Origin of the sequence: Microcoleus sp. AR_TQ3_B6, from assembly GCF_036702785.1 — a bacterium.
In the GTDB taxonomy this organism is placed as follows: domain Bacteria; phylum Cyanobacteriota; class Cyanobacteriia; order Cyanobacteriales; family Microcoleaceae; genus Microcoleus.
In genome coordinates this window covers 46,529-61,391 of record NZ_JAUBVJ010000023.1, presented here as the reverse complement: position 1 = coordinate 61,391, position 14,863 = coordinate 46,529, and the positions used below count along the sequence as shown (strand labels likewise).

Sequence of the window (14,863 nt, the reverse complement as noted above, 5' to 3'; positions counted from 1 at the left end):
TTGAAACTCGTTTAAAGTCTAGCTAAACAAACCGGAAATCCCGCCTACTGCTATTGCTCCAGCCAGAGCGGAAACAACCACAGAAGTCAGAGCCGTACCGAACAGCCACCAAGCTGCTGCTGCTGCCGCTTCGCGCGCATCTTCTGCTTGCTGCTTGGCCTTGTGCTTGAGCTGTTTGATGCGTTTTTTAGCTTCATTTTGCAGGCGTTCCGCACGCAATAAAACGCTGTCCCGGGCTCCTTCCATTTGGTCAACAATTCGGTGAGCGTCAGCCTCGGAAATATCGGAACGAGAACTCAGCAGGGCAACTAAAGTACCGCGATCGAACTCACTTAAACGCTCCTTAATCGAGTCAAATCCGGCCTGCGGGTCGTCAAACACTTTGCGGAAGTCCCGCTTGATGCCTTCGTAGTTGAGTTCTGGTCGATCGAGCGAATTGAGGTAATCCCGAATTTTCGCGAAAATACCATCGATTGCTGACTGAAACTTGTCCTGAACCATTTGAACTTGTTCGACAATTTGGTGGCGGACAGATTCAATTTGGTCGGCAATTTTGTTGGCTTCCTCTGGCGAGATGTCTTCCCGCTGCGACAGCAGCGCTACCAGCGTATCCCGATCGAAGTGCTTCAGGCGATCGCCCAAACTTTGCATCCCCATCCCCGGCTCACTAAACAGCAACTGCAAATCGCGTTTGATGCTGTCAGGATTGAGTTCTTCCTTGTCCGTATTCCGCAAGTAATTTTCCAAACTTCCTTGGAAATCCCGGACGGTTTTTTGAGCGCGAGAGGCCAAGCGGCGGGGCGATTTCACGATGCTGCGAATCGAATCTTGCACGCGATCGATCGTCCGATCGATCTGTTCTTCGCTCAAATCTTCCCGCTGCGAAAGCAGCTTCACCAAAGTTTCGCGATCGACCTGAGAAAGTCTTTCCCGAAGTGCCAAAGCACCCTCTTTCGGATTTTCCAACAATTTAGTCAAATCCCGACTGATACCTTCTGGATCGAGTTCTTCCAGGTTAGTATTCCGCAGGTACTCGCCAATTTTTGCAGTAACTTCCTCGTACTGCTCCTTAGCTTTATCTGCAACTATTTGCGGCGCGTGGATAATGTTGTCGCGCACAGATTCAATCCGGTCGATCGCCTGATTTATCTGTTCTTCGCTGAGGTCTTGGCGCTGTGACAGCAACTGCACCAGGGTATCGCGGTCGAATTGAGACAAGCGTTCTCTCAGCGCTTTAAATCCGGCTTCCGGGTCGTTTAACAGGGTTTGAAACTCGCGCTCGATCGCTTCAGGATTGAGTTCTTCCTTATTAGTATTGCGGAGATAGTCTTCTACCTTTTGCCGCAATTCTTGCGCTTTCGATTTCGCTTGCTCTTGCAATTCTTGAGCTCGAGAAATCACGCGATCGCGCGAACTTTCGAGCCGCCCGATTAACTGATCGGCTTCCTCGGGACTGAAATCTTCCCGCTGACCGAGCAACTGCACGAAAGTATCGCGGTTAAACTGCGAAAGGCGATCGCGCAAAGCCTCAAAACCAGCATCGCGATCCTCTAACAGCGCTTGGAAGTCCTTCTCGATACCTTCAGGATTCAATTCTTCCTTGCCGGTCGATCGCAAATAATTCTCAATCCGGCTGCGCAAATCTTGAGACTGTTCTTCACCAGCAGCAGCTTGCACAATTTCCAACACTTCTTGGCGGACAGCTTCAAGCTGTTCGGCAATTTCCGTTACCTGTTCCGGAGCAAACCCCTCGCGGCGGCCGAGAATCCCTACAAAATAATCGGGATTAAACAGCTCTAACTGGCGCAAAACGGCCCCGGGAGAAGCTTCCGGGTCGTAAATCACATCCCTAAATTCCTGCTTGATTGTCTCCCGGTTGAGATGCCAAGGTTGGGTATTCAGCAAGTAGTTTTCCACATCAGCCTTAGCTGTATTGAAAGGCAGCGCAGGCACTTTGTCGCCCACCTTAGAAGCCAAAGACTTAGCTTTTTGGGTCCCTTGGGCTGTCAGTTGCTGCAACTGACCAGAGATTTTTTCCACATCCAAATCAGACAAATCCGTCCGCGACAAAACAGTGCCCACAAGAGCTTCCACACCCAACTGCATCGCTCGCTTCATGGGGCCTGAGCCGGATTCCGATTTGTTTTCCCTACTTTCGAGAATTTGAGACAGCTTGGCGTTGAGTTCGTCCGACTTCAGCAAATCGGGAGCCGCAAACTTGAGAAAATTAACCAATTCTAAATTCGGGTCTTTCTGCTCTTGCTGCTGGCCGAATGTTTGCTTCCAAACCCCTTCGAGTTGGTCGGCAACTTGATTTATTTCCTCTTGAGAAAAGTCTGTGCGACTCTTAATCAAATCCACAAAAGTCTGGCGGTTAACATTCTTCAGAACATCGCTTCCCGCAAGAGGTTTGATATCGACATCGCCCAGCAACTTTTCAAATTGACCGCGAATTTCCTTAACATCTAGCTTCGGTAACTGCAAAGAACCCACATAATCTTGTAGTGTGTCGCGAATGCTCTCCGGGTCTACAGCCGAACTCAACTCGCGGCGGACAGCGGCAACAGATGCCTCTACAGTATTGACCATTTGGTCGCTGGCCATCTTGCCGCCGATCGCTGCACCCGCAGTACCCATGACGCCTTGAACGCCAGAAAAAGCAGTTTTTATCAAGGAACCGATCATAGAACCGACGGCGCTAGAACCAAGCCACACCAGGGTTAAAAAGTACGCAGCCCAGATGACCACACCAATAATTGCCGCTCCGTCTACGCTGGCAATTGAAGTTAGTTTGACTGCCAGAAAACAAGCCAAAAATAAAGCCAGGTTAACTGTGACTAAAACCCAACCCCCGACTAAACCTTCGATTTTCCGAACTTTACGGCCTAAAGTTTCGGACTCATCATCATCGTCATCGTCGGGTAAAGCCTCGTCCCAATTTGAGATTTTGGCCGCGATCGAGAAATTTGTTAACAGGAATTGGAAGCCGAAAGCCATAATGACTCCGGCGATTAATGCTACGAAAAACTGAGGGCTTAAGAACATCAACCCTCCGATATCGGGGTGGTCAAATGGCACATCTATTTCTACTGGCATTTGGGAAATATTGAGTTTGGGACTGTACAGCGACATTAATAACTCGCTTTCCAACATAAATTACCTCCTACATTTTTATGCCGATTTAGGCATAGATAAAATTGACCCCAAATTTATTTACAGGGGTTTTTGTAATCTTTAGATGGTGGTTTGTTTTGGTCAGGCTTAATCTTACGGAAGCCCTTATTAGTGAAAAAGGGATGAGTAGTAAATCAGTTCTCTAGTTATCTCATCCTTACTGCTTATTATGCCTGGGGAAGGTAAAAAATAAATCCGTCTAAAGTCAGAAATTAGTTTTTATGCGACTGGTAGCAGCAGAGTTCGCATAAAAGCGACAAGTTTGAGCCGGGGGGCGATCGCTACCCATTATCAATAGTAGTAAAGCGATCTTTGGCGCACCCTAGATATCGTATAGTGCGTTACCGAGTTAGGATTCAGTTTAATTTTTAGGCTCAAAACGAGCTAATAATTCCGAGCGATCGAGCTGCACAATCAGTCCTGTGCGTGACCGCGAGGGTTTCTAGTTGAATCAAAGAATCGATTATTTGAGCTATAGCAATCCTCGCATCATTTGCATAATTATTGTAGGGGCAATCCCCCCGTGGTTGCCCGATAGATAGGGGGTAGGCAAAGAAAGGCACTACCCCTACAAATTTATCTGAATCATTTAGGATTGCTATAATTATTCATTAATATAGCCAAATTTTACTTGTAGCACACTCTCAATTTTCACGGGCTGGATACGGTGCTGGATACCTCGCCCAGTTGCCTCCTCAAAGTAGGTTATAGAACAAATTTTTCTTTTTCATGTTTTAATAATTTCTGTTTAAATTGCCGAGTACAAGAATGACAATTATTAAATACCGCCCTAGCTATTTGATAAAATTTCCAAAATTTATTTAGGGAGTTAATCAAATTCGGCTCACCTCTGATAATATCAGAAGTTAATCTGAGATTACAATCATCCGGTATTTTAAGGAAATCAGCTATGCGACTCTCTCAAATGCTTTTTGTAACCCTGCGCGAAGACCCAGCAGAAGCAGAAATTCCCAGCCACAAACTATTACTCCGTGCGGGATACATCCGGCGCATCGGTAGCGGCCTTTATGCTTATCTCCCTTTGATGTGGCGAGTTCTCAAAAAAGTCTCCCAAATTGTGCGCGAAGAAATGGACGCTACCGGCGCTCAAGAATGCCTCCTCCCGCAATTGCAACCGGCTGATTTGTGGCGGGAATCCGGCCGCTGGGACACTTACACTCAAGCGGAAGGTATTATGTTTTCCATGACAGACAGGCAGCAGCGAGAATTGGGACTGGGTCCAACTCACGAAGAAGTAATTACTACAATTGCTAAAGATCTGATTCGTTCCTATCGGCAATTGCCTTTACATCTTTATCAAATCCAAACTAAGTTTCGAGATGAAATTCGCCCGCGTTTTGGGTTGATGCGCGGTCGCGAATTCATTATGAAAGATGGCTATTCTTTCCATACAAACGAAGAAAGTCTGAAAAAAACTTATGAGGATATGGCTCAAGCTTACAGCAATATGCTGCGCCGCTCGGGCTTGCAATTCCGAGCAGTAGATGCAGATTCGGGAGCAATTGGCGGTTCGGGTTCTCAAGAGTTTATGGTGTTGGCTGAAGCGGGAGAAGATGAAGTTCTTTATACTGAAGACGGTCAGTATGCAGCTAATGTGGAAAAGGCTGTCTCCCTGCCTGCTGATGTGGAACCGTCGCCCTTTGCAACTTTTGAAAAGCGGGAAACGCCGGGAACTGAAACAATTGATAAACTTTGCAAATTTTTGAAATGTTCTCCGACGCAAGTTGTCAAAAATGTGCTTTACCAAGCTGTTTATGACAATGGCATCACAGTCTTGGTATTGGTAAGCATTCGCGGCGACCAAGATGTGAATCAGGTAAAGTTGCTGAATGAGTTGACGAAGTTAGCGGGCAATTATCAAGCTAAAACAGTTTTATTTTTGACTGTTCCCGATGCGGAAGCTCAGCGGAAATGGGCTGCTAAATCTTTACCTCTCGGTTATATGGCTCCCGATCTTGCTGATGATTATATCGCTGGGAGCAAGGAGGTAAACTCTAAGTTTTTGCGTTTAGTCGATCGCACCGCAGTTGACCTGACAAACTTTGTCACCGGTTCTAACGAATCAGGATACCACGTTGTCGGGGCTAATTGGGATAAAGAATTTCCGCTACCAGCAACGGTTGTAGGTGTCAGAACAGCCGTTGCGGGCGATCGGGCAGTACACAACCCCGAACAAATTTTGCAAAGTGCCAGAGGCATCGAAGTGGGGCACATCTTCCAATTAGGAACCAAATACTCCCAAGCAATGGGCGCTACCTACACCACCGAACAAGGTGAAGAAATGCCCTTTGTTATGGGCTGCTACGGCGTCGGCGTGTCGCGGCTAGCTCAATCGGCAGTAGAACAATCCTACGACAAAGACGGGATAATTTGGCCAGTGGCGATCGCCCCGTATCACGCCATCATTAGCATCCCCAATATTTCCGACGCCGAACAAGTAGAAGTCGCCGAAAAACTCTATGCAGAACTCAACCAATCTGGCATTGAAACCCTACTCGATGACCGAGCCGAACGAGCCGGAGTTAAATTCAAAGATGCTGATTTAATCGGCATTCCCTATCGGATTGTTCCGGGTCGTTCGCTGAAAGCCGGTAAAGTTGAAGTTGTGGAAAGAGCGACTCACAACTCACATGAAATTCTCATTGATGAAGTCAATTCTACTTTGAAACAGTGGATTGATGCGGCCATCAAATAAGCCTTTATAATTGGTAAGGTGCGGAGTGCATCGCCCTACATTAGCGCGGAACGTATAGCGTAAGGTGCGCACTGCGCACCCTACATTAGCTTCCTTCTTCCTTCATCCCTCTTCCTTCTTCCTTGTGGTGTGAACTTGAAAGACAAAATGTGAAATTCCCTAAAACTTAAAACTCGACATGAATCTGAACCTGAATCAGTTTCTTCGATTCCCTCAATCCAGAATTGGGCGATACTTAGTTCAAGTAGCTGTAGTTAGTGTCGCTTACGCCTTGGGGGCGAGGCTAGCAATGTCAATTGAAGGTGTTAGTCCCTTTGCTGCCTCGGTGTGGCCACCCGCAGGAATTGCACAAGCTGGACTGTTATTGTTTGGGAGTAAAGTCTGGCCTGCCATAGTTTTGGGTACATTTTTACTCAATTTAGTTAACCCAAGTGAACAGATATTCGCGGTTTGGCTGGGAGGAAACGTCGGGGCGATTCTGCAAGCTGTTTTTGCAGCAACTGCCCTGCGCTGGCTCGGGTTTCGTCCGTCTCTCGCTCGCTTGAAAGATGTAGTTAATTTAATCTTGTTTGGCGGTCTAATTTCTACTCAAATCAGTTGCACTATTGGCGCTTTTTCCCTATATTTAGCGGGCAAAGTAGATGGGAGCCAATATTTGTCGGTTCGATGGGAATGGTGGTTGGGAGACACAATGGGAGTTTTAATTTTAACTCCCTTAATCCTAATACTTTTTCGCTCTAAAGTAACCGTGAATAGTTTAAAAATACCAACAGAACACCCAAAAAAAGATTTACTTTGGCGGGGAGTATGGTTAATATTATTAATTGCGGTAACCTGGATTGTCTTTGAGTCGAAAAATGACGCTTCTATTTCTCGTTATCCCCTGGAATATTTGCCGTTTCCTTTGATAATTTGGGCGGCGCTCCAATTCGGCCAACTAGCCGCTGTCCTAGCATCGTTTATTGTCTCAATCATCGCAATTTTGGGCAGTTCTCAGGGAGGGGGGCCGTTCATAGCCAAAGCCGAAAATATTCCTCAGGCTATCTTATTTTTGCAAGCTTTTATGGCTGTAGTTACGATTACCTCGCTGTTATTGGCAACGACAGTAGCTGAACGCGCATCTGCAGAGTATTCTCTGCGAGAGAGCGAAATTAAATATCGAGAATTGGTGGAAAATGCTAACAGCATTATTCTGAAATTGGACGCTGACGGCAATATTACTTTTTTTAACGAATTCGCCGAAAAATTCTTTGGTTACAAGGTGGAAGAAATCCTGGGAAAAAGTCCTGTGGGAACAATTATGCCCCACACAGACCTCGAAGGGAATAACTTAGAGCTGCTTTATAATGAAATTTTACGGAATCCCCATGGCTTTATCAGCTATGAAAATGAAAATATGCGGCGCAGTGGCGATCGCGTTTGGGTATCTTGGGCAAATAAACCGCTGGTTGATTCAGCGGGAAAACTCCTGGAAATCCTCTGCATCGGCACAGATATCACCGATCGCCGAAAAGCTGAAATAGCGCTGCTTCATCTGAATGAAAAGCTGGAAATCCGAGTAGAACAGCGGACGAATGCCCTGAAACAAAGCGAACTTCAGCTACAGAAACAGAAATCGGCATTAATTGATTTAGCCAAAAATAAAGCGCTCAATCAAGGCGACTTAACAAAAGCGCTTAAAGAAATAACTGAAACTGCTAGCCGTACTCTGGAAGTTGCCCGAGCGAGCGTGTGGCTGTACGATCGCACTAAATCCAAGATCGAGTGCCTGGATTTGTTCGATAGCGTTCTCAACCAGCACTCAGAGGGTTGGGAATTAGCAGCAGCAGACTATCCTGCCTATTTTCAAGCACTGCAAGAAGAACGCGCCATTGCTGCCTTTGACGTGCAAAAAGATTTTAGAACTAGAGAACTTGCGGAATCTTACCTAATTCCGTTCGGCATCACTTCCATGCTAGATACGCCGATTCAAATAGGCGGGCAAACAGCAGGAGTTCTCTGTTTAGAACACGTAGGAATGCCCCGCTTTTGGACGATTGAAGAACAAAGTTTCGCTGTTTCTCTAACAGACTCTGTAACTTTCGCAATGGAAGCGCGAGAACGCCAGCGCGCTGAAGAAGCGCTGCGGCAAGCCGAGGCAAAATACCGCAGCATTTTTGAAAATGCGATCGTCGGCATCTTTCAAACTACTCCAGATGGGGAATACCTCAGCGTCAACCCTGCTTTAATTCGTATTTATGGTTACAGTTCCTATGAGGAGTTTATGGGGGATTTAACTAATATTAACCGCCACTTATATGTAGACCCAGAACGGCGCGCCGAAGTCATTAATTTAATGCGAACAAACGGCAAAGTATCAAATTTTGAATCTCAAGTTTACCGTCAAGATGGCAGTATAATTTGGATTTCCGAGAATGCTTATACTGTCTGCGATCGAGATGGAAATTTGCTTTATTACGAAGGTACTGTCGAAGATATCACAACTCGCAAACAAGCTGAGGCAGCTTTGCGCTTAGAACAAGAAAAATCCGACCGTCTCCTGCTCAACATTTTACCGCAAGCGATCGCCGAAAGACTCAAACAAGACCAAAGCATCATCGCCGATACTTTTGCCGAAGTAACAGTATTGTTTGCAGATATAGTCGGTTTTACCCAAATTAGTTCCCAAATTTCTCCGCAGGAATTAGTTTCCTTGCTTAACGAGATTTTTTCGACATTTGATCGCCTAGCAGAAAAGCACGAATTGGAAAAAATTAAGACAATTGGCGACGCTTACATGGTAGTAGGAGGATTGCCAATGCCCCGCAGCGATCATGCAGAAGCGATCGCAGAAATGGCTTTGGATATGCAGCAGGCAATTGCTGACTTCAGCAATTCCCACAAGCAAGATTTTCGCATCAGAATCGGCATCCACAGCGGCCCGGTTGTCGCCGGAGTAATCGGTATTAAAAAATTTATTTACGATTTGTGGGGAGACACCGTTAACACCGCGAACCGCATGGAATCTCACGGCTTGCCGGGGCGTATTCAAGTCACAGAGACAACTTATCAGAAGTTGCAAGAAAAGTATTCCTTTGAAAACCGCGGCGCTATCGAAGTTAAAGGCAAAGGCGAGATGACTACTTATTTACTGAAAGGCAGAAAGTTGCTTTAATAAAGGTTTTTATCTAAAAGTAAGGGCGATCGCACAATTGAGAGTGCGATCGCCCTTACTTTTACATTAGCCAAGTTTTTTAAAGCTTGTGCAGGTTAATTCCAGCTTCCTTCGCCATTATTTCTAAACCCTTGTTTTGCAAGGTTTTAATCGCCTTCGTAGAAAGGTGCAATTTAACCCAGCGCTTCTGTTGCGGCCACCAAATCCGCTTCCACTGCAAATTTGCGTCTTGCAACTTGTGAGTGCGGTGGTGCGAGTGAGAAACCGCAAAACCGTTATTCGCCTTCTTCCCCGTTAGCTGACATTTCCGTGACATATTGCCCTCCAGATTACCGTTTTTTTTGCGTGCAGCATTTCATTATAGCCGAAGGAAGAAGGAAGAAGGAAGAAGGAAGAAGGCTTTAGTTATCCCTTTAGCAATAGAAATAAACTCTTGCTCCCCCCCGAAGCTTGGGGGGGTTGGGGGGGGTAATTACATTGCACGTTCCGTCAATTTTGTCAAGACTTGATTCGAGCGCTCGACAAAATCCTTCATCCCTTCAGCATCGAAACCCTTCTGGGCCATCAAAGCCAAGTCGTAAACGTGGTGACAAATCATCTTCGCCAACTCTGCAGACGGAGACTCGCCGCCGCTTTGAATAATCGCACCCTGACTCAAACTAGCCAGATTTTGAATCAGCGGGTGAGACGTATTCACCAGCAAAACGTGTTCTTCGGGGAATTCGGCCGGTTGCTGCTGCAAAAGCGCCGTCATGTCCCGCATCCGGCGCAAAGCTTCCGGCAAAAGTACGATCGCAGGTGGCGTCGCCTCCGCAGAGTCAGACTTCAAAGCTTCTGTGCGAATGTTCACTTTCGGCTTATTGAGAGCTTTTTGGAACATTTCTTTAACTTGTTCGCTGCGAGTCTTATTCGTCGCCGGATCGACAATTTCCGCTTCTTTCTCTTTGTCAATTAGCGTTTCGTCGATGTCGGAATCAACCCGCGAGAATTTGACGTCTGAGTATTCTCGTTCCAAGAAACTAATAAAGTGCGTGTCGATGAAAGAATCCATAAACAGCACTTCTAAACCTTGGCTTTTGTGCATTGCCACGTAAGTTGCTTGAGACGCCGGATCTGTACAATAAAACACGCGATTTTCGTGGCGTTTTTGATTGCGTTCCAAATACTCTTTTAGAGTCGTGTAAGGCTGCGTTGAAGCCGAATTTTCCGACTTCGGAGTTACATCTTGCCACAAATCTCCTTCCTCACTTTGCACCTGAACTTCGGGCGTTACACTTTCTGGCTTGTCCGCGGTTGGTTCGTAGGTGCTGCGGTAGATTAAAATATCTTCGACTTGCTTTTTGAACTTGTCATCGTTGAGAGTTCCAAACTTGACAAAAGTGCCGATATCTTGCCAGCAGCGGATGTATTCGTTGCGGTCGTCGCGGTAGAGTTCTTTTAACCGATCGCCCACTTTTTTCGCAATATAATCAGCGATTCTCCGCACTGTGCGATTGCTTTGCAAAGAACTGCGAGAAACGTTCAGCGGAATGTCGGTACTGTCAATGACTCCCCGCAGCGGCATCAAGAATTTCGGGATAATTTCTTCGCAGTGGTCGCTGACAAAAACCTGATTGCAGAATAGCTTAATATTGCCTTGGGTAACATCGACATCCGGCCGCAGTTTGGGAAAGAAAAGAATCCCGTTAACAATGAAAGGATAATCTGTATTCAGGTGTACCCACAGCAGCGGCTCGTCTTGGAACGGGTAAAGGTAGCGGTACAGTTCTAAGTAATCTTCTTTTTGCAAATTGCTGGCTGATTCCCGCCAAATTGCTTTGTGCTTGTTTAGTTCCTCGCCCTCAAATTTGATGGGAACCGGCATGAAATCGCAGTAAGTTTTGATTAACTGCTTGATGCGACTGGGTTCTAGATATTCTTGTTCTTCTTCTTGGAGTGTAAGAGTAATAGTAGTGCCGCGTTCGGTGCGGGTAGATTCTGATAGTTCAAAAGCGGGGGAACCGTCGCAAGACCAGTGTACGGCTTGGGAGCCTTCTTGGTAAGAAAGAGTATCAATTTCTACTTTCTGAGCGACCATGAAAGAAGAGTAGAAACCGAGGCCGAAGTGACCAATAATTGCGTCGTCGCCGTTGCCTTGGTATTTTTGAATAAATTCTTCTGCGCTGGAGAAAGCGACTTGGTTGATGTATTTTTTTACCTCGTCCGGCGTCATGCCGATCCCGTTATCGGAAATTGAGAGGGTTTTGTTTTCTTTGTCAATAGCAATGTTGATTTGCGGTTCGCCAATGTCGCCGCTGTATTCGCCGGAACGGGAAACCATTTTGAGTTTGGCAATGGCATCAACGCCGTTAGAAATTAGTTCCCGCAAGAATACTTCGTGGTCGGTGTATAGCGACTTCTTGATGATCGGGAAAATATTCTCGGTATGGATTGAGATTGTTCCCTGTTCTAAAACTGTCATAATTTTTCTCTGTGATGACTGCTAATTGCTTAGAAATAGCTATTTAATGATTTTCGGCGATCGTGCTCTCTTCTGCAAAAGGGATTACCCTAAAAAGATGATTCGGTTTCCCTCACCATAATTGAGCGAGAAGCCAATGGCTTACATCATGGGGAGGAACGCGGGGGCGGTTTCAACCGCCCTCAATATGCTAGAATTAAATTGCAAGTAAGAACAACCATCTACGTGAAGAAGTGTTTTATTAAGGAGAAACCCCGCTCGTTATCTCGTCTCGGCATGACCGTAGCCTGGGTAAACAAGTAATGGTGAACATGGAGCGTACCTATCTGGCGTTGTGATGGACTCCGAAAGTAAAACAAAAGTAAGCGCAATTGCAATACCTCTGGTAATGGTAGTTGTTTTGAGCGTGTAGAGGTGATTTGCCAGCACCTGTAAGACCTCCATTATAGTCTGATGAATCCCCGTCTATGAAAGGGCTGGGGAGATGTCAAATAGTAGCTCACAAAGGCAACCGCAGCAGGAAAGTAGCGCCTTGCCCCAATTCGCTGCGGGCGCTGAGGCTGCCACGATGTGCCCGGGCTATGGTTTGGGCGATCGCCAATCCCAGTCCCGAACCGCCGGTATTGCGGGATCGATCGCTGTTGACTCGGTAGAATCGATCGAATATTCGCTCTAAATCTGCAGCAGCTATCCCAATACCGGTATCTTGAACCTGAACGATCGCCTCCTGGTGGCTGCAATCTAAAATAACTGTTACTTTTCCCCCAGCCGGAGTGTATTGAATGGCATTAACAATTAAATTAGCAACCAAACGGTAAAGTCGATCGGCATAGCCGACAACATTTAATTGCTGCTGTACGCGGATGGACGATGTTAGGGCTACCTCGGAGGCGATCGCCAAAGCTGCCAATTCCTCTACTAAATCGCTAACCAGGTCATTCAAACAACAAAGCTGAGGGCGATCGGCGATCGCTTGAGAGTCCATCCGTGCCAACAGCAACAAATCAGCCACTAACTGAGTCAATCTGCGGTTTTGCCGCTCTACAGTTCGCAAAATTTCCCGCGCTTCTTTTTCATCCAATTCAGACATCAAAAGCGCTGATTCTACTGTTGCTTGGGATGCCGCTAAAGGCGTCCGCAATTCGTGGGCAGCATCGGCTGTAAACTGTTGGATTTGTCGGTAGGAAGAATAAATCGGTTTCATTGCCAATCCAGCCAGCCACCAACTAGAAAAACCTACCAAAATTAACGCAGTCGGCAATCCCAAATTTAAAACTAATTTGACTGTACTGAGATAATTGTTGAAGTCTTGCAAGCTCCGCCCAACTTGAAAATATCCCCAATTTTCATGATTTTTTGTGTGCAGCGATACAGAAATTTGGTGATAACTATTGCCTTGGCTGTCAGTGATTGTTTGCCAGTGTTGTGAGTTAAATGTCGGTGGCAATTCTTCCGGATAAGCGCCTGCTGTCGCCATCAAATTTCCTGAATTATCAAATAAACGGATATAGTAATAGCTTTGGTTGATAGCGCTTAAAATATGGCGTTCTGGCCACGGTTTTTTAATGCCGTTAATTCCTATTACGCGCAAGTTGGGCAAAAGTTCGTTTACTATTGGTTCCAGGCGTCCGGGCTGCTGCAATTTGATCTCTAGGCTGTCGTGTAGCGTCCCGGCTACTGATTCTAATTCGCGGTCTATGGCTACCCAGTGAGCGTGGGCGATCGCCTTATATACGCCAAATCCCAACAAGCTTAAAATCAAACCCATTACAGCCGCATAGGAAATAGCTAATTGCCAGCGAGTCCGGTTAAATAGTTTATTTTGATTCACATTGAGCCGAGCGCTATTTTTTAAAGTAAATATCCCAAGGTAAATAATACATTATTTTCTAATTGTACCAAGAGTTCTGGATTAACTTCACCAATTTTATTTCGCAATCGTGTTTTATCCAAAACTCGCATTTGATGGCACAATGCAACGGAATCTTGAGTCAATCCTCCCTCACCGCTGGGAATGAAAACACATGAAGGGAGAGAGGCACGGCGCAGATTAGTTGTTAAAGGAATACTGAGAATAGTAGTCGTGTATCTCGAAATAGTATCGTTCTGGAAAATAATAATGGGACGTACACCAGCCTGTTCGGAACCTTGTGTAGGATCTAGGGCTGCAATCCAGATTTCACCTCGTCTGACTGTCATGCCAAATCCTCATGTTTTAGCAGTTCTGCATATTCGCTTATTCCGAGTTCCGCAAGTTGTCGGTCTTCTTCGGCAAATTCGCCGTAGAGTGCAGCTAAGTTAGTTTCATCGATTGCTGGAATAGTAGCTAATCTGGCACGGAATTTTAGGAAGGCAATAAATTCAAATACTTGTTTGAGTTGTTCTAGATCGAGCTTTTCTAACTCTTGTTGGATTAAATCTTTCATAGCAGTCATTTTTACGATCGAGTTTTCTATATTATAGCCAGATACTGGAAACGAGATATAATCCGCCCGCCGTTGCGCTTACAGCTTTAATTTCTCATGCGGTATCCGACGCCGTGTACAGTTTCAATTAAATTCGCGCAACCCACTGATTCAAGTTTGCGCCGCAGCAAGCGCACTTGAGCTGCTACCACATTGCTAAAGGTATCTGCACTAACCTCCCATAGCTGATTCCGAATTTGGTCGGTGGTGACAATTTGGTTCGGATGTTTCATAAAATATTCTAACAGTTGAAATTCTTTGTTTGTTAGCGAAATCATCTGGTTTTTGCCGTTGCGTTCGAGATGACAAGCAGTGCGATTCCCGCAGTCGAGAACGAGATTTCCTACCTGTAGCTTTTGCGGTTGAATTTGGGGCGATCGCCTTTGCAAAGCCCGCAATCTTGCTAACAGTTCCGCCATCCCAAAAGGTTTAACTAAATAATCGTCAGCCCCGGCATCTAGTCCCGCAACTTTATCTTCCATTCGGTCTTTTGCTGTTAGCATCAAGACGGGCAGTGCGCTAGGTTTAGCACGCAATCTCTGCAGCAGTTCCAATCCTGACAATCCTGGTAGCAACCAGTCAAAAATAGCGAGGGTATATTGCGTCCACTGGCTGTCTAAATATTCCCAAGCTTCACTGCCATCCAAAGCCCAATCAACTATATATTTTTCCTGCTTTAAAGTGCGCTCGATCGCTTTTCCTAGATCTGGCTCGTCTTCAACTAGCAAAACTCTCATAACTCTAATTTATAGCGGTAAATCCTTATACATTGTTAGCGGGCGGCAGCATCTACCCCACATCTAAGATCGCATACTGACATGAAACCAGCATGAAATTTTATGACCGAAACTAATTGGATCGCAAGCCCCCGGATGCATTCCAACGCGCAGGCT

The 14,863-nt window shown here is 45.9% G+C and carries 9 protein-coding genes; 2 read left to right on the top strand and 7 right to left on the bottom strand.

What is annotated here, in order from left to right; all coding sequences use genetic code 11:
- Positions 1-18 precede the first annotated feature (18 nt).
- A complete protein-coding gene (locus QUB56_RS13760) occupies positions 19-3,153 on the bottom strand; it encodes an MFS transporter (protein WP_332955815.1) in 3,135 nt (1,044 codons plus the stop codon).
- Positions 3,154-4,084: 931 nt separating this feature from the next.
- Here QUB56_RS13760 and proS point away from each other — a divergent pair.
- Positions 4,085-5,890, top strand: a complete 1,806-nt coding sequence (proS, locus tag QUB56_RS13755; protein ID WP_332955814.1) for a proline--tRNA ligase — start codon at positions 4,085-4,087, stop codon at positions 5,888-5,890.
- 178 nt (positions 5,891-6,068) lie between these two features.
- Positions 6,069-9,044, top strand: a complete 2,976-nt coding sequence (locus tag QUB56_RS13750; RefSeq protein WP_332955812.1) for an adenylate/guanylate cyclase domain-containing protein — start codon at positions 6,069-6,071, stop codon at positions 9,042-9,044.
- A 79-nt stretch (positions 9,045-9,123) separates the two neighbouring features.
- Here QUB56_RS13750 and rpmB read toward each other — a convergent pair whose 3' ends face one another.
- The 6 genes from rpmB to rppA form a co-directional block, all read right to left on the bottom strand.
- On the bottom strand, positions 9,124-9,360 hold the full coding sequence (gene rpmB, locus QUB56_RS13745; RefSeq protein ID WP_332955810.1) for a 50S ribosomal protein L28: 237 nt from the start codon (positions 9,358-9,360) through the stop codon (positions 9,124-9,126).
- 156 nt (positions 9,361-9,516) lie between these two features.
- A complete protein-coding gene (htpG, locus tag QUB56_RS13740) occupies positions 9,517-11,505 on the bottom strand; it encodes a molecular chaperone HtpG (protein WP_332955808.1) in 1,989 nt (662 codons plus the stop codon).
- 499 nt (positions 11,506-12,004) lie between these two features.
- Positions 12,005-13,336 carry a two-component system sensor histidine kinase RppB gene (gene rppB, locus QUB56_RS13735; protein WP_332955806.1) on the bottom strand — a complete coding sequence of 444 codons (1,332 nt, stop codon included), beginning with the start codon at positions 13,334-13,336 and terminating at the stop codon, positions 12,005-12,007.
- 20 nt (positions 13,337-13,356) lie between these two features.
- A complete protein-coding gene (locus QUB56_RS13730) occupies positions 13,357-13,704 on the bottom strand; it encodes a type II toxin-antitoxin system PemK/MazF family toxin (RefSeq protein ID WP_332955804.1) in 348 nt (115 codons plus the stop codon).
- On the bottom strand, positions 13,701-13,940 hold the full coding sequence (locus QUB56_RS13725) for a hypothetical protein (RefSeq protein ID WP_332955802.1): 240 nt from the start codon (positions 13,938-13,940) through the stop codon (positions 13,701-13,703). Before QUB56_RS13725 ends, QUB56_RS13730 begins: the two co-directional genes overlap by 4 nt.
- A 77-nt stretch (positions 13,941-14,017) precedes the next feature.
- Positions 14,018-14,707 carry a two-component system response regulator RppA gene (gene rppA, locus QUB56_RS13720; RefSeq protein ID WP_332955800.1) on the bottom strand — a complete coding sequence of 230 codons (690 nt, stop codon included), beginning with the start codon at positions 14,705-14,707 and terminating at the stop codon, positions 14,018-14,020.
- Positions 14,708-14,863 lie beyond the last annotated feature (156 nt).

What these genes read in the sequence shown, in the direction of transcription:
- QUB56_RS13760 (WP_332955815.1), bottom strand. Translation starts at nt 3,153, where the DNA reads ATGTTGGAAAGCGAGTTATTAATGTCGCTGTACAGTCCCAAACTCAAT.
- proS (WP_332955814.1), top strand. Translation starts at nt 4,085, where the DNA reads ATGCGACTCTCTCAAATGCTTTTTGTAACCCTGCGCGAAGACCCAGCA.
- QUB56_RS13750 (WP_332955812.1), top strand. Translation starts at nt 6,069, where the DNA reads ATGAATCTGAACCTGAATCAGTTTCTTCGATTCCCTCAATCCAGAATT.
- rpmB (WP_332955810.1), bottom strand. Translation starts at nt 9,360, where the DNA reads ATGTCACGGAAATGTCAGCTAACGGGGAAGAAGGCGAATAACGGTTTT.
- htpG (WP_332955808.1), bottom strand. Translation starts at nt 11,505, where the DNA reads ATGACAGTTTTAGAACAGGGAACAATCTCAATCCATACCGAGAATATT.
- QUB56_RS13730 (WP_332955804.1), bottom strand. Translation starts at nt 13,704, where the DNA reads ATGACAGTCAGACGAGGTGAAATCTGGATTGCAGCCCTAGATCCTACA.
- QUB56_RS13725 (WP_332955802.1), bottom strand. Translation starts at nt 13,940, where the DNA reads ATGACTGCTATGAAAGATTTAATCCAACAAGAGTTAGAAAAGCTCGAT.
- rppA (WP_332955800.1), bottom strand. Translation starts at nt 14,707, where the DNA reads ATGAGAGTTTTGCTAGTTGAAGACGAGCCAGATCTAGGAAAAGCGATC.